This is a genomic window from Paraclostridium tenue (assembly GCF_039521565.1).
GTDB lineage: Bacteria > Bacillota > Clostridia > Peptostreptococcales > Peptostreptococcaceae > Paraclostridium > Paraclostridium tenue.
On sequence record NZ_BAAACP010000020.1, the window covers coordinates 18,691 to 35,099 of the forward strand.

Sequence of the window (16,409 nt, forward strand, 5' to 3'; positions counted from 1 at the left end):
TCTTACTTATTAATTTAAAAGTTAAACCCATAAGCCTAGTTACTTATTTTCAATTCCACTACTCTTAGCTTTACTTTTTATAAAAAACATTCTAGTATTCTATTTAATTTATTTGTTTTAAAAATTCTGAATCTATAGGAATGCTTTTTAGCTTCTGTACTACATAACAAGAATCAACAGCTTTTTGAACAATTTGTAATTTATCATCATCTAATTCTTTTAAGTCTTCCATTATTTTTAAAATTCTGATGTGTTTATCCACACACAACAACTCCTTTTTTGTTAAATTTATGTGTTTATATACATATCATACATAAATTTAATGTGAATTACAACACTTTTAGTTAAAAAAATTATTATTTTTATATTTTTATGTGTTGAATTACACATTAAACTATGATATTATTTATTTTGAGGTGAATAAGAGATTATGAATAACAGAATAAGAGAAGTAAGAAAGGATAAAAACCTTACTCAAAAACAATTAGGTGCTTTGCTTGGTTTAACCAGGGATTCAATTACAAGTATTGAAAATTGTAGAGTAGTTCCAAACGAGCTATTTATTAATCATTTTTGCGATAAATTAAAAGTAAACAAAGAATGGTTAGTAAATGGTATAGGAGATAAATATTTTTCCACAAGTGAAGAGGAAAATATATTAGCTGATATATTCGCTTCTTTAACTGTAAATGAAGCTCCTAAATTAAAAAAATTAATTTTAGAATTAAATGAGTTAGATGATGACCATTTAGATTTAATTGAAAACTTAGCAAAAGGCTTAAAGCAATTACAAAAAAAAGAGAAATAAAAAAAGAGATAGTAACATCTATCTCTTTTTTTATTTTTCTTTAACTTTTTGTATATACTTATGTATAAACTTTAAAACTTCATAATTCTCTATTTTATCTATATTATCTTTAATTTGAGATTTTATATCATATTCTTGTTTCATATTAGCTGCTCCTATAATTTAGATATTTTCAAAATATTCCCTTGCAATTCTCTCTTTTGCTAATTCAAAATAATTTTTATCTAATTCAATCCCAATAAAAATACATAAGAAGATCCACTGGTTTTTGAGTAGGATGAACTGTATTATATTCTTTATTAAAATATAATAAATTATTTGGATAATTAGTGTATTCAACTATATGCTCTTTCATTAAGCTATCTTCATGATAAATAGTATCATTATTTGTTTTCTTGTTTTTTCTTTTCTTTAATTTCGGTTTATCTAATTTTATAAGACCTTGTGGAATATACATGGGCTTAGTTTTATAAAATACATTTATATCTTCTACCTTCCGTAAAGGTTGATGTTTAGCAAATACAAAACCAGTAGCCTTATTTTTTATCCAATACCAACTATATCTATAATTCTTAATATTAGAATTAATTAGTTTAGTTGTAAATGGTTGAGCCGAAAACAATACTATTACACCATTTTTTTTAATAATCCTATTATATTGTTCCCACAAATCTTCAAATGGGATTATACTATCCCATTTACATGAAGTCGTTCCATATGGTAGGTCGCATAAAATCAAACTAACACTTTCATTTGGGATTTTCTTCATAATCTCTATACAATCTCCATGGTGTAAATCATACATTTTTATTTTTTCCAAACCTTACCACCTCCTGAATTTAATTTTATCACAAAAAAATTGACAGGCAGTCAAAGTTTAGTCATTTATCGACAAATTTCGACTGCCTGTTCTGAATTTTCAAAGGAGTTGGAAAATAATGCTAAGAGAGAGAAGAAAATTATTAAGAATAAGCCAAAAGGAAGCATCAAGAATTTTAAATATAGATAATACATATTTATCTTTAATTGAGTCAAGAAAAAGAACTAATTTAAAAATTGAACTGGTAGAAAAAATTTGTAAGCTTTATAAAATCGAATTAAATTTATTTTTAAATTGGTTAAATGGTAAATAATCAAAAAAGATTAGAGATTTTAAATCTCTAATCTTTTTGATACGTTACTTTATCTTCTTTAATTTGACCTAACTTTTCTGTACTGCTTATCATACCATCTTCATCAATCTTACCTTTAATAAAACTTTCATCATCATTAAATACTAGACCTTCTCCATTTCCAAAATCTACAGTTATATATTTATATTCATTTCCTTTTACAGTTTCATCGTAAAACTTTACTATATCTTTATCCTTTATATCTTTGTCACTACTTTCTATAACTAATCTTTTTCCTATTTCTTCTCCTGCTCCATTTGTTACACTTTCTTCATGAGCTTTACCTAAAATTGTTTTATCACCACATCCCACTACTAATAAACTTATAGTCGAGATTAAAATAATTGAATAGATTGTTTTCTTCATAATTTCCTCCATTATAGTACATTGTAATACTTTAAATTATACTATAATTTATCGGTAAAATTAATTTTTGTTTGACAAAATAACTAAATAGATTTATGATTAAATTAAAATTAAACATAAAAAAAGCCTACTGACTATTTAAGGTCGGCAAACCATAAATAGTCACTAAATGATATCTGGTACATATCAAGTAGCTTGTAGACTTATTTTTTGTATATTTAATTTTATGTAATTATATTATCATATATACGGTAATATTTCAACTACATAAACTTATTTAGTGTACTTAAATTTGTTCTCTCAGCCTTGATATATATAATATCAAGGCTTTTTAAAATTGGGAGGATATTAAAAATGACAAGATTAAAATTTAGAAGAAAAGAAAAAAAATACACAGAGGTTTACAATTCTATAATATTCAATAATAAAAATCTAGAACTTACAGGTCTATATACAACAATCCAAGCTTGTATAGATTTAGAAATAAACACACAAGGTACTGATAAAGAATTTATTGTTAGTAAAAAAAACTTACAACATTTTTGTGGTTATAAAGACGATAAATTCAAAAGAGTTTGGAACGAATTAAAAAAAGCTGGATATTTAAAGCAATATAAAATCAAAGCTGAAAACGGTAAATTTATATATGAGTATGAACTTTTAGACGAACCTAATCTTACAACACACCACTCTTTAATTGTTAAAGATGACGGATCTATAATCCCTAATATACCTCAGAGTAAGATTAATAAATTAAAGAATGATAGTAGCAAAATTCCAGAGGTGGAAAATCCACCCCTGGTTCCAGAGGGGGAAAATCCAGGGTCTGGTAAAACAGGGGTCTATTATAATAACTATTTAAATAAAGTATGTATGTATGTATGTATAGCAAAAGATAACTTTTCTCTAACTAATAAAAATAAAGAATACATAGAATCGATAAAAGAAAAATTAGAACTAGATTTATTTGAACAAATAATAGTTGATGCTAAAAACAAAGGTAAAACTTTTAGATATGTAGTTGGTACAATTAACAATCTTTTAAAAGATAATATTCTAACGTTAGATGCATATTTAAAAGCTAAAGAAAACTATAAACCTAAAAAAAATAAAATTGAGAAGAAAGGATCTACTTCAACTAGAAAAACAACTACTGCACACGAAATTAATCAAACTTATAAGAAATATGAAAAAGAAGAATTAGAAAAAAAACTTAAAGATAGTCAAAAAGGAAAATTTACTGAACCAAGGAAAAATCAATTCCATAACTTTGAAGATTCATTAGATCAATATGACAGTGAGTTCTTTGACCAATTTGCAGCTAACGTATCAAGCAATAAGAAAACTGATGACTGGAATTGGTAAAAATATAGTAAGTTATATAATTAGTCAATATATAGATTAAGCAACTAAAAGATGCTCCCTGGGAGCACCTTTTAATCTTAAACTATATATTGACTATTCGTACCCAATAAGTTATAATTAAGATATAACTAAGAAGAGGGAGTGAATTAGAATGAAAAAAATCAGTATTTTAAATATAAAAGGCGGAGTTGCTAAAACAACATCAGCTATAAATATAGCATCGATTTTAGCAGACGAAGGTAAAAAAATTTTAATTGTAGATGTAGATGCTCAATCAAATTTAACAATGGCTTTTAAATCTTATGATATAGATAATCTTAGTGTTTCAGATGTTTTATTAAGCAAAAGTATAGATATAGAAAATGTAATAAAAGAAACTGAATATAAAAATATAGACATATTACCAGCAAATATTAAGTTAGCATTTACGGAAAAGAAAATACTTTTAGACGTTACTAGAAGTCAACAAAATAGACTTAAAAATATCTTAGAAAAAGTATCAGGAAAATATGATTATTGCATAATAGATTGTCCACCAAGTTTGAATATGATAACTGTAAATGCATTAGTAGCAAGTGATGAAGTGATTGTACCTATAAAAATAGACAAGTTTGCTTTAGATGGATTAGAATATTTACTTGAAAGCATAGAAGAGATAAAAGAAGAATTTAATCCAAAGTTAAAATTTAAAGGTTGTTTTGTTACTATGGATACAGCTACAACTGTAAATAAAGAAATAAAAAAGGCTTTAAAAAGCATATTAAAAGAAAAAATGTTTGATACATCTATTAGACAAAATGTATCAGTTACAGAAGCATCTTTCGAACAAGTTCCAGTTGTTCAATACAAGAAAAATTCAAATGCAAGTAAAGATTATAGATGTTTAGTAAAAGAGGTGTTTTAATTATGGCTAAAAAATTCAGTATAAGTGAAGGTATGTTAAGTAGCATATCAAAGAATACAGAAAAAGTCGTGACTTTAGAAGCAAAAGATAATTTTAAATTTGAATATATAGATATAGATAATATAGTCCCAAATATAAAAAACTTTTACGAAATTTCTAACATAGATGAATTAGCTGAGGATATTTCTCTCAACGGTCTTAACCACAATTTAGTGGTTAGACCTATTGAAAATAACAAATATGAGTTAATAAGTGGTGAAAGAAGATATACAGCTATAAAAAAATTGATAGATAAAGGTGAAAATCACTTAAAGTTAGTGCCATGTAAAATTAAGACATTAAATGATCTAGATGCTGAAATAGTTTTAATACAAGCAAACGCACAAAGTAGAGAACTTACAGAATCAGATAGATTAAAGCAAATCGAAAGACTAACAGAACTTTATAATATAAAGAAAAATAAAGGTGAAAAAGTAGGGAGAATCAGGGAACGTATTTCAGAAGATACCGGACTAAGCCCTGCTCAAGTAGGAAGATATGCAACTATAAGCAAAGGACTTATACAAGAGTTACGAGATTTATTAGATAAGGGAAATTTAAGCATATCAAATGCTAATGAATTTGCTACTTTAAGCGAAGAAAATCAAAGAATAATTTTAGATATTATAAATAAAGAAGTTAACATAAGTAAGAAAGAAGCAAATGAATTAAAAGAAAAATTTAAAAAAATTGAAAAAGATAAAGAAGATCTCTTGAAAAAACAAAATGAATATATTGAAGATATAAAATTATTAAAACAAACTAATGAAAAAAATACTCAAATATTAAATGATGAAATAAATAAAGTAAAGTCTGAATTAAAAACTCAATTAGATTCAGAAAATAATTTCAAAGCAGAGCAATTAAAAAAATTAGAAGAAGAAAAGAAAATTTTAGAGCAAGAAAAGGAAAAACTAGAAAAGGAATTAAAAAAAGAAGGAAATATTAAAAACATAGAAAATATAGTAAATGAAAAAACTAAAGAAGTAATATCTAAATTCGAAAAAGAAAATAAAAAATTAAAACACGAATTAGGACAAAAAGAAAAAGAAAGTGAAAATTTAACTATAAATCATGAATTGAAATTAAGATTAAAAAGTGTAAGAAAAGATATGAGTAAAGTAACTGGACTATTAGCTAACAACAAAATAATAGATGAAAGCACAATTAAAGAAGTCGAAAATTTAAAGCACGAATTAATATTTTTAAATGAACAAATTGATATATATATAAATCAAGAAAAAATTAAATAGAAGGTTTAAAATATGAATAAAGAAATAAGAAAATTAAAAATATTATTTACCAAACCAGGAGGAAATGCTTCGAAAGGTTCTGTATCAACAAGAATCACACTGCCAGTTAAGTGGATTAAAGAACTAGGAATTACTCCTGATAATAGAGAAGTAAAAACTTCTTTTGATGGTAAAAAGATAACTATAGAACCACATAAAGATGATGAATAAAAAAGATGCTCCCCGTGAGCATCTTTTTTATTTGAATGCTAAAAGGATTTCTAAATTTAAAATAGAAATTGTTTAATATGATATTAAAAAATTTAAAAGAGGTGTTACATGTTCAAGAAACTAAAAAAGAATGAATACAATTGGACTTTCAAATATATTAAACAATATAATGATATGGTTGCATACTATGAAAATATATTAAATTCTAAAAATTTAAAAATAAAAGAACTAGAAAAAGAAATTAACACAATAAGATCTAGTAATAAATTTAAAATTAAGCAAAAGCAGATTCCAAATAAAGATATAGATAGAATAAAACAACTAAAAGAAGAAGGGAAAACTTATAGTTACATATCGAAAGAAACGGGTTGGAGTAAAGCAACTATAAGTAGAGTTATAAATAATAAAAATAATTTATATTAAAAAGTTGCTCCCCGGGAGCACATTTTTTAGACATGAAAGTAATACTTTCATGTCTTTTTTGGTACCGAAATTGATGTCGGGACCAAACTTTTTTTATTTGATTTTTCATGACATAAAACATACAGTTTTATGCCGTTTAGTATTTTCAAGGGGTTTATGGATTTATGTCAGTTACAATTAACTGCATCAACAGAAAAACTGAATTTATAAACAAAATAATATGACTTATCAACAAAATTCACTAAGTTATTAACAATTTAGTGAATTTTAAAAGGTGCTCCCCGGGAGCATATTTTTTTGAAAAAAATAAGAAAAAGTTTATGGAAAGTATTGACTATTGCAGTGCAATAGTATATAATATAATTATAGGAGGTGAGGTAATGAAGGATAAATTTGAAGAGTTTTTCGAAATACTAGACTTAATAGAAAAACTTGTAATTAAATTAATTTCCTTATTCGGTTGGATAGCAATTTTAATTTTAACCATAAAAGGAATGTTTTAACTAAATAGGAAGGTTAGGTTGTAGCTAACCTTCCTTGTTAAAAAAATTAATTTATCCTTTATAATCAATATGAAAAATATTTATTTGAAACTATTTTCAAAAATTATTGTAGTAATTGGATTAATTGCCTTTTTAGTATTAGCTATAAAAGCAGTAATTGGATTGCTTTAAGGAGATACTAATAACTTTTAATTTCCTCAAAGTAAAAAGGTGCTCCCTGGGAGCACCTTTAAACCAATTTTCTTATTCGGTTGGATAGCAATTTTAATCTTAACCATAAAAAAATTGTATCAAAGTTAGGTTGTAGCTAATCTTTGATATAACTATAATATCAATTTTATTATCTATATTCAAGTGGGAGGTTATTTAATGGAAATCAGAAAAAGAAATGTAAGTATCTCAAAAGTAGGTGGTAATGCATCCAAGGGAGCAAAAAGAGCTAATATAGGGCTTCCTATGCCTTGGCTTGATGAAATGGGTATAGATGAAGAAAATAGAGAAATGAAAATGACTTTTGATGGGAATAAAATAATATTAGAAAAATTAGAAAAAGAAGAAAATTAAAAGGTGCTCCCAGGGAGCACCTTTTAAAAAATAGGAAAGTTAAATTATTTGTAAATACTTAGAGCTGACATATCCAAGACCCTTATTGCCTTTAAATCCTTCTATACTTATCCATCCATTTAAACAGTATTGTAAGTTCACTATATCACCATTTTTAACTTGTCCTATAACATTGTATTGAGTTCCTCTATCATATCTTACGTTTAACACATCTGCAATTACTCTAGCTTTTCTCCCTGAGTAATCTCCATTTTTAAACCCTTCGCTTGATGGTCCAGTTGTTTCTTTCCAAGTAACTCCGTTAAATTTACATATTCCTTTTGCTATTGCTTTGGCAAATTTATCTTTATTATTCATTATTAAATTATAATCTTTTTCATTAGTTATAAAACCTAACTCAACTAAGCAAGCAGGCATATTAGTTTCTCTTACAACGTGTAGATTATCTTCCTTAACTCCTCCTTCTCTCAATTGAGTATATAAACCTTCTTTTTTGATTTCTTCTAAAATACAATCTGCTAATTGTCTATATTTAAACTTATAACAGAATATTTCTAATCCGTGAGCTTTTGGATCATCTGAACTATTACAATGTATAGATACAAAAGAATTTACTCCTAAGTTATTAGCTTTATCACTTCTTTCATTTAAAGTTAAAAATATATCTGTAGTTCTTGTATTTATATTTTTTATATCTTGTGTTTTTAAGTAATCATTTACTTTATTTGATACTTCTAAAACTATATTTTTTTCTAAGCATCCATGTAATCCTGGAGCTCCACTATCTTTACCACCATGTCCTGCATCCGTCATATTTGTTCTCATAATAAAATCCTCCTAAAATTATATTTTTATATTTTAAAAGGCAATAAAAAAAGACTATCAAAAGTCTTAGTTATTGCCTTTTATCAACTATTTATTTTCTGTTGGTACATAATTAGATATAGCTGTTAACTTAGTATCTAATGCATTTTTTTCTGATTTTAATTTATTATTTTCCTCTATTAATTGAGTAGCTTGTTGTCTTAAACTTTCTTCATGTAACATAGATTTACCTTTATTGTATTCTCCAGCTATAGCTTGTCTTACTTCTTTTAATTCTTTTTCAGTTAAATGAGGAAACTTTTCTAAAAGTAATTTATCAAATGTTTTTGCTTTAGATTCAGCAAGTGTTTCTATATTATCAGTAATTCTATATTTTTCCTCAACTATATTCCAAATATTTTTTCCAACTTCAATAACTTCATTATATTTAGTAAACTTTATTTTTTGTTCTGCTGCTTCAATTTTAATTTTTATAAATTCTCTTGCAACTTCTCCTACACTTTTTATAACTACAACTAATACACCAGCTATAGCTACTCCTAAAGCACTTAAAATTGGGTCTAAAATTTTATCCATTTTTCATTCCTTCTTTCTTGATTTTATTTAAATATATGATTTTGTATTGCATAAAAAAAGAACCCTACACCACCACTACAAATAAAGCCTAAGCCCCATTTTAATGCGCTTACGAGTCCATCTATACTCTTACATGAATTTTCTATTTGAACAGCCATTTTAGCATAACTTTGTTCTAATCTATCTATTCTTTCAGAATGATTATTTATACGTCTTTCATGTACCTCTAACATATGATCCTTTACTTCTTCATTCATAAATTTACTCCTTATAATATTTTTATTAAAAAGTTTTCTATTAAAGATGCTAATCTTTCATGTCCTGCGTTAGAAGGATGTAATCCATCCCTATACATATATTTCGCTCTATCACCTACCCCATTAAATCCACTTTCATTAAATAAATCAAGAACTGGTAAACCAAATCTTTTAGCAACTCTTTTTATAACTTCAGCTCTTAATTGTAGTGATATAGTCGCTGTTGGAGGTTTAGAATCTAAAGCTTTTCCAACATCACCGACTATATTTGTTTTATAACAATTTTCAGTTTGAATAGGTGTAAATATTCCTATTACTTTTTCAGGGTATTTTTTAATTAACCCTTCAAATAAAGTATTACAAGCACCGTAAAAAGTATCGGTCTTTGTATCTGTTGGAGTTCCTAAAACAACATCATTGTCATTAGTTCCTGCCATTACCGTTATAATATCTGCATCATCATTCATTTTTAAATATCTTTCAACTATACAGTTCCCAGTTTTCCATGTAGAAGAATCATCTTTTTTATATCCTATTTTATTTGCATCTAATTTATTAAAATCATAATCAAATAAATGTCTATCATCTGAATGTGCTAAAGTTGTTCCACTTATACCGTAATTATTAACTTTCATATTATGTTTTCTAGATAAAATTTCCCACCAGTTAGGTCTAGAATAATTTATACTTGTTATACTATCACCTAGAACATTCCATTTTATATTTTGCAGTTTGCTAGATCCATCTACTTTTAATGCTTTTAAAAAAGATTTTCTATCAGGCTCATTTGTAAAGTTTAATATCTTATATGAATAAGGTATATATTTAGATGGTAATGAAGTCCCTTCTACAAACATAGCTTCAGGATCATTAGCATAAAAAGTTACTCTTATAAATTTAGCACCTTCAGGAGCTACAAAAGGGCTTGTCCATGTATTACCTACATTACCACTTATAAATTCTTTTTTATCATTATAAAAAGCTCTGTGGAAGTTTCTAGTACAACAAAAACTTTTACCTGGTTCAATTTCTATAAAACTAGATGCTGTGTACCCTTCTGCTTCAATAGTACCACCGTTAGTATAATCTACAGCAGTATTAGGAACATAATCATCATCTTTATTATATAAGTTTATTCTGTCGTATTTAAAAGCTTCTAAAGTATCTAAAGGTAAATCTTTAGCTTTTATAGGTAAACTTTCTAAAGCTTTTTTAAATCCTTTATGGTAGATTTCTACAATACTATCAGTATAACTTTTATATTCTAATGGTAGTTTATCACCTTTTACAAACATATGAGTTTGACCATCACCCATTACACATATACGAGCATAATAAGCATCTATAGGACTTTTGACTGGATTAGTCCAAGAGCCACCAGTATAAAATTTTATTAAATTTTTATCCCTATCATAAAATGCTAGATGATAATTATCACTACCACAATAATTATCATCAGGAGATATTTTCATAAAATCACTTGTTGAATATTCAAATCCAGGAACTAAATCAACTTTACCAGTAACTTCATCAATCTTACTGTGTTGAATTATAGTATTTTTGTTAAATAAATTTATTTTCTTTTCTTTAATTCCATAAATTTTATTTAAATCAAATTCATAATTATCTAGCTCAATTTCTGTATTTTGTAAAATTGATTGCAAAAACTTTGGATCTGATATTTTTAAAGTATAATCTCCATATTCATAATATTTTCCTGGATTTTCATTTTCGTAAATATATGCTTTTGAAGTACTATTAAACGTAACTCTCATATACATTATAGACTGACCAACTGGAACTACTATAGGTCGTGTAAATCCACCCTGAACTCCTGATACAAATTGCTTATCCTTATTATAAAAAGCTATATTGTGAGTATCTGTAGTATAATATTTAAATCCTTCTTGAACTAAAATAAAATCACTAGCTTTATAATTGTTATCAGAAATTAATTCACCATTTGTATTAGATACATAATGCCCTGTAGTTTCAAATCTTTTATCATATAAATTATTATTAATTAATTCAAAGAAAGTCGTCTTTTCAGGAGTAACACTATTATTTGCTAAAATAGGTGAAACTGGAGTTTTCCCAGTCATTGCACTAAGAACAGAATCAGATAAATTATGTAATTGTATCTTAGTTAAATCACTTGACGTATCTAAATCTGACTGGCTTATTTTAGTGTTCTTATCTCTTTTATTTTGCAAGTCAAACTTAACAAAAGCTACATCAGATAAAGCTTCTGTTAAGGCTGTAAACTCATCACTACTAACAATACTATAATCATCCCTAAGACTTTCAACCTTATCTATAACAAAGTTACTAGAACTAGCAACAGTTTTATCAATTCCATATAAAACAATCTCACAAGGTAAATCAAATCCATTTAACATCTGATTAGTTAATTCAACTTTACAAAGTCCATTTAAAGGATCTGTTATAGTAACAGCATTAAATATATTTCCACCATCTTTTTTCTTTGCTGCTACAGTAACTCTAAAAAGATTTAAATTAATAGGTGTATTGTTTTCTAATAATCTAAGATTTAATATTCTTTTAGAATCTCCAGTCTTTAATGTAACTTTAAATCTCGGTATTTTTGTTACCTTTGCAAAATCTATATTATAAATTTTTCCTACCTTCATAAAAAAACACTTCCTTTTCATTTACTTATTTATTGCATAAAAAAAGAACTTATCAAAGTTCTAAGCTTATTTAATATGGTTTAGCTCCATAACCATTATTTGAAGTTACAACTCCTCTACCTCCAATTATTGCAATTTCAGGAGGACAATTATAACCATGTATTTTTTCAGAGCTTCCACTAAAAATTTTCCATTCTTCTTCTCTTCTTCTAACTAATCCATCTGAAACTTTTCCACCTGCATGGACATATTCTCTAAATTCTTTATGTATTGATTCACCTCTTTCACCTTTTACATATTTTGATAATAATTCAGATTTGGCAAAAGCTCCAACTCCTAAGTTGTAAGCAAATGATGTAAAAGCATCTACTTCTCTTTGTTTAAAATTAGTTACTCCTTTACTTTTTAATACTGATAAAACTTTAGAATAATAGCTACTATTTAAATTATTTGTTAGATGTTTTGTCGCACTATCTTCACTCATTGGAGTACTAACTCCATTTAATTCACTTCCAGTCATACCATAGCCTAGAGTTTTTACACCAACTGAATCTCTATATACATTTGGAGCAAATCCTTCTATACCCTTTATATAATATATAATATTAGCTGATGCCCTACCTCCACCAATTTCTCCACCCTCAGAGCCACCTATTGAATTTCCATTTTTATCAAATATTGAGCCCTCCAGAAAAATCTTTCCATCACTTATAACTAAACTAGCCCCTTCTTGACCTAAAGTTATTCCTTTATCTGAAAGAACTAAATAATATTTATTATTAAAAGAAATCGATAGTTGGTCATCTGTTACATTTATAAAGTTTTTATCATTTAGGCTTTTTATTACAGCTCTATATAAATTATTATTGTTAAAATCAATATCTTCAAATATTCTTAATGCCTTTCCTATTTTATTTTTTAAGATATTATATTTATCACATTCTATGCAAGATTTACTTTCGCCTTCCTTTGTAAAATAACCAATCGATAAAGCACTATCTATATCATGGATAAGTCCAATTAGAGGTTTATCAGGATTACCTTTACCATCTTCAACTCTAGTTAATGCAGTAAGAGAGCCTATAAAGTCTCCATTTTTTTGCCAATTGAATAAATCAATCGAATTGTTATGTATTCTAACAGCATCTTTTCCAAAATTTTTAAATAAAGCTCCATCTTTGCCTGATAGGTCTATTTGTAAACTACCATCTAAATTTTGAATTAATATAGTACTTAATACACCTGCTACAATATGATCTGCGACAAAGCCTTGACCACTTCCAAATGTGGACCATGCCCAGTCCTTACCATCTTTAGTTCTTTTATTAGCAATTTCAAATCCCATACTACCCAAGCACATGGCTCCATATGTTGGACTTTGAGGGTTTAAATCTTCAAAAAGCATAGCTCTAACATGTTGTTTTTCTGCTATTTCCCTTTGAGCTTTAAATTTTGTAGTAAAAGCATTTACTATACCTTGTAAAGTTTCAGCTCTAACACTTCCATTTTCATTTAAAATATTATCAAGTTTTTCTCTTGTTATATCTTGCTTATCAAAATATCCAGTGTAAAGTTCGCCAAGTGTTATAGAGTTATACTTATTTGTAATCATATCCCATTCTAAACCTACACATCTAGTTGAAATATTTACACCTAAGTCTAAATGTTCAACTGGAAGTATATCTCCAACACTTATATTTACAAGATTTTTAAACTCCTTGTATTCTTCAGTATTTTCAAGTAATGCAATATCTACATTACCTGAAAGTTTAGGCTTATCTATGCCTTTATCAAAATACTCTTGAACTCTTTTTCTCATTGCTTTGAATAATGCTTCTTTTGTTTCAAAAGAATTATCATCATCTTTGCTATTTTCATTTTTTAATTTTAGATCATTCATTTCTAAATAATCTTCAAAAATTAAAGGATATTTATTTATATTAGGTGAATCTATATATTTTTCAGGTAACATAATTCCATCTGATGCTTTTGGATAAACTCTAGTTACAATATTATCCGTATTTTCATCTAAATTTAAATCAAGCATATTATTAGAATACTTAACTTTTTTATTATGTAATTTTCCTATCTTATCATTTATGTATATATCAAAATTATCTAGTGATATTTCTCCACCCCATCTATTTAAAAATGTATTATCACTATCTCCAGTTATTGCTGCAATTGCATTTGTACTTACAAAGTAAGCAGTTGTATTTAAATCTATATTTGAATGTCCTTTAAACTTAGTTCCTTTTAGTATTATATCTAAAGCCTTTTGACCATTACAATTTACTGCTCGACTATCTAAAATAACATGTCTAATTAAATCAAAGAATATATGTCTAGCTTTTACCTTTAAACTGAACATGCCTTTTGATATATCATATATTCTAAATAGCTGTTTATTTTTAGAATAGCAAACAGGGCATTTTATTACCCCTAGCTTCTCTATTTTCTTCCAACGACCTTCTTTATCAAAATTATGTTCAAACTCAATTTCACAAATGCCATTTAACTCCATTCTTAAAACTGCATTAATTGGCTGTAATTTGATATCTCCATTTTTATCAAAACTAGAATTAGATGCCTTGTAACATTGCATTATAAACACCTCCATCTAGGTTTAATTTCAAATTTAAAAACATTACCTGAATAATTAATTTTATTCATTCCTTTTTCAAAAACAGGAAAATCCCCTTCAATTAAATTAAAGGGATCATCAACTGTTTTATATGCTAATTCTAATTCACTATCTATATAAACTTCTTCATTTACATCAACTTTAAACTTTTTATTATTTATATTTATATCAATCATTCCAAGACCATGTATTCTTATAATTGGCTTAGATTCCATATAATAATTTACTATTTGATAGTTATTATATATTTCTTCAAATTCATCTCCATCTATAGAATACATAAAAGCTCTACATGTAAAATCTATTTTAAAGCTTCCTTTCATTCTTAATATAGTTTCAAAATTACCATTTAACTTAACATCAACTACTTTATAAAACCAATCTAAATCATCACTAAAAATTAATTTATCATTTTGTATTCCACTGATCCAAGCTTTTACTTGTCTAAATCTTTCTTTTATATTAATTTTTTCAATAAAATTAAACTCAACTGAAATTACAATATCTTCATATCCACCTAATACTTCATACAATAAACCATCTCTACCAGGAACTTCTTTTGTAGTTTTCTTTAAAGTTGGATTAGGAATGTCAGGTCTTTTTACAATACTTAATCCAAAATCTTCATATGAATTTAAATCATTAAATATTAAATAATATTTATTAAACATGTTGAATTTTCCCCCTGACTATTCCTCTACTTTTTTGATTTTTACTTATTAAAGTTCCAAATTCATCAAATATAGCTTCAGCTACTTGTTTTTTTTCTACTTGAAGAATAACTTGAATTATTTTAGGCTCTTTAGTATTTTCTATAGTTGGTTTATTTTCTTTATTTAAAACCTTTCGTACTGAATCAGAAACTAATTTATCTAATTTAGAAAGAGGTATTACAGCTTCGTGTTCTTTACCTTCTCCAACTAATGCCATAGTAGCTTTTGTTACTATACCACCTTCTGCAAGTGCTGGAATTGTAGGAAGATGAACTCCAAAATGTTTACCTCCCACAACTGGAATCCAACTCGGAACATTAAAACTAATTTTATTAACTGCCCTTATTGCTGAATTTATTCCTGATATAGCAGCATTAATAGGAGCTTTAATAATTCCACCTATAGTTCCAAATATAGAAGAAATTATTTGTCTAAGTCCACTAAAAATCTTTTTCCAATTTCCAGTAAATGTACCACTTAAAAAAGATATTACTCCATTGAAAACTCCTTTTATTCCATTCCAAATTGCATTTACAATTGAAAAAAAATTATTAAGAGGAACTCCTAATAACCCAAATGTTTTTGTAAAGTCTCTATGGAAAGCACCTTTAAAGAAATTTGCAAATCCAATAAATACATTTTTCACTTTAGACCATACGGCATTTACACCATTTCTAAACCAATCGCATTTATTATATAAAGTAACAAAAATTACTCCTAAGGCTAGTAAAGCCGTTATTATAAGTCCTATAGGATTCATTCTCATAGCTAAATTAAGTGCTTTTTGTGCTAAAGTCATAGCTTTTGTTGCTCCTGTTACAGCTAATTGAGCACTTTTGCAAGCAAGCATTTTAGCTTTATTACCTAGCCACATAAAACCATTTTTAGATAATTGAGCTGTATTCTTTAAAATAGTTAATGTTAGTCTCCCTAAATTCTTAGCTACGGATAAAGAAACTCTACCAAAAGCCTTTAATCCTTTTAGAGCAGTTTTACCTACACTAATTGCAAATTTACCTACAGCTTTAGTTACTGTTAATATTCCTTTTCCAAAAGCTTTCACACCTTTTAAAGCTGTTTTACCTATACTAATTGCAAATTTACCTACAGCTTTAGTTACTGTCAATATTCCTTTT

19 protein-coding genes are annotated in these 16,409 nt (G+C 26.6%); 9 read left to right on the forward strand and 10 right to left on the reverse strand.

What is annotated here, in order from left to right; all coding sequences use genetic code 11:
- Positions 1 to 103: 103 nt before the first annotated feature.
- The gene (locus ABFX13_RS12760; RefSeq protein ID WP_346046628.1) at positions 104 to 262 is read right to left on the reverse strand and encodes a hypothetical protein; all 159 of its coding nucleotides are present in this window, start codon (positions 260 to 262) and stop codon (positions 104 to 106) included.
- 168 nt (positions 263 to 430) lie between these two features.
- Here ABFX13_RS12760 and ABFX13_RS12765 point away from each other — a divergent pair, with 168 nt between their 5' ends.
- Positions 431 to 808 (forward strand): helix-turn-helix domain-containing protein, encoded by a 378-nt coding sequence (locus ABFX13_RS12765; protein WP_346046630.1) that lies wholly within the window; start codon positions 431 to 433, stop codon positions 806 to 808.
- 229 nt (positions 809 to 1,037) lie between these two features.
- Here the strand turns inward: ABFX13_RS12765 and ABFX13_RS12770 are convergent, their stop codons facing one another.
- Positions 1,038 to 1,628 (reverse strand): DNA methyltransferase, encoded by a 591-nt coding sequence (locus ABFX13_RS12770; protein ID WP_346046632.1) that lies wholly within the window; start codon positions 1,626 to 1,628, stop codon positions 1,038 to 1,040.
- 118 nt (positions 1,629 to 1,746) lie between these two features.
- Here ABFX13_RS12770 and ABFX13_RS12775 point away from each other — a divergent pair, with 118 nt between their 5' ends.
- Complete coding sequence (locus tag ABFX13_RS12775; RefSeq protein WP_346046634.1) at positions 1,747 to 1,941, forward strand: helix-turn-helix domain-containing protein; 195 nt, start codon at positions 1,747 to 1,749, stop codon at positions 1,939 to 1,941.
- 27 nt (positions 1,942 to 1,968) lie between these two features.
- Here ABFX13_RS12775 and ABFX13_RS12780 read toward each other — a convergent pair whose 3' ends face one another.
- Positions 1,969 to 2,346 (reverse strand): hypothetical protein, encoded by a 378-nt coding sequence (locus ABFX13_RS12780; RefSeq protein WP_346046636.1) that lies wholly within the window; start codon positions 2,344 to 2,346, stop codon positions 1,969 to 1,971.
- A gap of 354 nt (positions 2,347 to 2,700) precedes the next feature.
- Here ABFX13_RS12780 and ABFX13_RS12785 point away from each other — a divergent pair, with 354 nt between their 5' ends.
- The 7 genes from ABFX13_RS12785 to ABFX13_RS12815 all read left to right on the forward strand — a co-directional run bounded on the left by ABFX13_RS12785 (position 2,701) and on the right by ABFX13_RS12815 (position 7,607).
- Positions 2,701 to 3,711, forward strand: a complete 1,011-nt coding sequence (locus ABFX13_RS12785; RefSeq protein ID WP_346046638.1) for a hypothetical protein — start codon at positions 2,701 to 2,703, stop codon at positions 3,709 to 3,711.
- Positions 3,712 to 3,862: 151 nt separating this feature from the next.
- Positions 3,863 to 4,615, forward strand: coding sequence for a ParA family protein (locus ABFX13_RS12790; protein WP_346046640.1), 753 nt, complete (start codon positions 3,863 to 3,865; stop codon positions 4,613 to 4,615).
- Positions 4,616 to 4,617: 2 nt separating this feature from the next.
- A complete protein-coding gene (locus ABFX13_RS12795; RefSeq protein WP_346046642.1) occupies positions 4,618 to 5,907 on the forward strand; it encodes a ParB/RepB/Spo0J family partition protein in 1,290 nt (429 codons plus the stop codon).
- A 12-nt stretch (positions 5,908 to 5,919) separates the two neighbouring features.
- Complete coding sequence (locus ABFX13_RS12800; RefSeq protein ID WP_346046644.1) at positions 5,920 to 6,117, forward strand: AbrB/MazE/SpoVT family DNA-binding domain-containing protein; 198 nt, start codon at positions 5,920 to 5,922, stop codon at positions 6,115 to 6,117.
- A 108-nt stretch (positions 6,118 to 6,225) separates the two neighbouring features.
- Positions 6,226 to 6,540 carry a DNA-binding protein gene (locus tag ABFX13_RS12805; protein WP_346046646.1) on the forward strand — a complete coding sequence of 105 codons (315 nt, stop codon included), beginning with the start codon at positions 6,226 to 6,228 and terminating at the stop codon, positions 6,538 to 6,540.
- A 320-nt stretch (positions 6,541 to 6,860) separates the two neighbouring features.
- A complete protein-coding gene (locus ABFX13_RS12810) occupies positions 6,861 to 7,043 on the forward strand; it encodes a hypothetical protein (RefSeq protein ID WP_346046648.1) in 183 nt (60 codons plus the stop codon).
- A 369-nt stretch (positions 7,044 to 7,412) separates the two neighbouring features.
- Positions 7,413 to 7,607, forward strand: a complete 195-nt coding sequence (locus tag ABFX13_RS12815) for a hypothetical protein (RefSeq protein WP_346046650.1) — start codon at positions 7,413 to 7,415, stop codon at positions 7,605 to 7,607.
- Positions 7,608 to 7,646: 39 nt separating this feature from the next.
- Here ABFX13_RS12815 and ABFX13_RS12820 read toward each other — a convergent pair whose 3' ends face one another.
- The 7 genes from ABFX13_RS12820 to ABFX13_RS12850 form a co-directional block, all read right to left on the reverse strand.
- The gene (locus ABFX13_RS12820; RefSeq protein WP_346046652.1) at positions 7,647 to 8,432 is read right to left on the reverse strand and encodes an N-acetylmuramoyl-L-alanine amidase; all 786 of its coding nucleotides are present in this window, start codon (positions 8,430 to 8,432) and stop codon (positions 7,647 to 7,649) included.
- Positions 8,433 to 8,519: 87 nt separating this feature from the next.
- Positions 8,520 to 9,008, reverse strand: a complete 489-nt coding sequence (locus tag ABFX13_RS12825; RefSeq protein WP_346046654.1) for a hypothetical protein — start codon at positions 9,006 to 9,008, stop codon at positions 8,520 to 8,522.
- A gap of 23 nt (positions 9,009 to 9,031) precedes the next feature.
- Complete coding sequence (locus tag ABFX13_RS12830) at positions 9,032 to 9,265, reverse strand: hemolysin XhlA family protein (RefSeq protein ID WP_195923841.1); 234 nt, start codon at positions 9,263 to 9,265, stop codon at positions 9,032 to 9,034.
- Between the two features lie 11 nt (positions 9,266 to 9,276).
- A complete protein-coding gene (locus tag ABFX13_RS12835; RefSeq protein WP_346046657.1) occupies positions 9,277 to 11,916 on the reverse strand; it encodes an SGNH/GDSL hydrolase family protein in 2,640 nt (879 codons plus the stop codon).
- A 70-nt stretch (positions 11,917 to 11,986) separates the two neighbouring features.
- Positions 11,987 to 14,521, reverse strand: coding sequence for a phage tail spike protein (locus ABFX13_RS12840; protein WP_346046659.1), 2,535 nt, complete (start codon positions 14,519 to 14,521; stop codon positions 11,987 to 11,989).
- A complete protein-coding gene (locus tag ABFX13_RS12845) occupies positions 14,521 to 15,231 on the reverse strand; it encodes a distal tail protein Dit (RefSeq protein WP_346046661.1) in 711 nt (236 codons plus the stop codon). The genes ABFX13_RS12840 and ABFX13_RS12845 overlap by 1 nt, the downstream gene beginning before the upstream one ends.
- Positions 15,224 to 16,409: phage tail tape measure protein (locus ABFX13_RS12850; RefSeq protein WP_346046663.1), on the reverse strand; the 1,186-nt coding region annotated here is incomplete at its 5' end. The genes ABFX13_RS12845 and ABFX13_RS12850, both read right to left, overlap by 8 nt.

Excerpts from the sequence above, each read along its gene's own strand:
- ABFX13_RS12765 (WP_346046630.1), top strand. The coding sequence starts at position 431 with ATGAATAACAGAATAAGAGAAGTAAGAAAGGATAAAAACCTTACTCAA.
- ABFX13_RS12805 (WP_346046646.1), top strand. The coding sequence starts at position 6,226 with ATGTTCAAGAAACTAAAAAAGAATGAATACAATTGGACTTTCAAATAT.
- ABFX13_RS12815 (WP_346046650.1), top strand. The coding sequence starts at position 7,413 with ATGGAAATCAGAAAAAGAAATGTAAGTATCTCAAAAGTAGGTGGTAAT.
- ABFX13_RS12795 (WP_346046642.1), top strand. The coding sequence starts at position 4,618 with ATGGCTAAAAAATTCAGTATAAGTGAAGGTATGTTAAGTAGCATATCA.
- ABFX13_RS12790 (WP_346046640.1), top strand. The coding sequence starts at position 3,863 with ATGAAAAAAATCAGTATTTTAAATATAAAAGGCGGAGTTGCTAAAACA.
- ABFX13_RS12775 (WP_346046634.1), top strand. The coding sequence starts at position 1,747 with ATGCTAAGAGAGAGAAGAAAATTATTAAGAATAAGCCAAAAGGAAGCA.
- ABFX13_RS12785 (WP_346046638.1), top strand. The coding sequence starts at position 2,701 with ATGACAAGATTAAAATTTAGAAGAAAAGAAAAAAAATACACAGAGGTT.
- ABFX13_RS12810 (WP_346046648.1), top strand. The coding sequence starts at position 6,861 with ATGGAAAGTATTGACTATTGCAGTGCAATAGTATATAATATAATTATA.
- ABFX13_RS12825 (WP_346046654.1), bottom strand. The coding sequence starts at position 9,008 with ATGGATAAAATTTTAGACCCAATTTTAAGTGCTTTAGGAGTAGCTATA.
- ABFX13_RS12845 (WP_346046661.1), bottom strand. The coding sequence starts at position 15,231 with ATGTTTAATAAATATTATTTAATATTTAATGATTTAAATTCATATGAA.
- ABFX13_RS12800 (WP_346046644.1), top strand. The coding sequence starts at position 5,920 with ATGAATAAAGAAATAAGAAAATTAAAAATATTATTTACCAAACCAGGA.
- ABFX13_RS12840 (WP_346046659.1), bottom strand. The coding sequence starts at position 14,521 with ATGCAATGTTACAAGGCATCTAATTCTAGTTTTGATAAAAATGGAGAT.
- ABFX13_RS12835 (WP_346046657.1), bottom strand. The coding sequence starts at position 11,916 with ATGAAGGTAGGAAAAATTTATAATATAGATTTTGCAAAGGTAACAAAA.
- ABFX13_RS12830 (WP_195923841.1), bottom strand. The coding sequence starts at position 9,265 with ATGAATGAAGAAGTAAAGGATCATATGTTAGAGGTACATGAAAGACGT.
- ABFX13_RS12780 (WP_346046636.1), bottom strand. The coding sequence starts at position 2,346 with ATGAAGAAAACAATCTATTCAATTATTTTAATCTCGACTATAAGTTTA.
- ABFX13_RS12820 (WP_346046652.1), bottom strand. The coding sequence starts at position 8,432 with ATGAGAACAAATATGACGGATGCAGGACATGGTGGTAAAGATAGTGGA.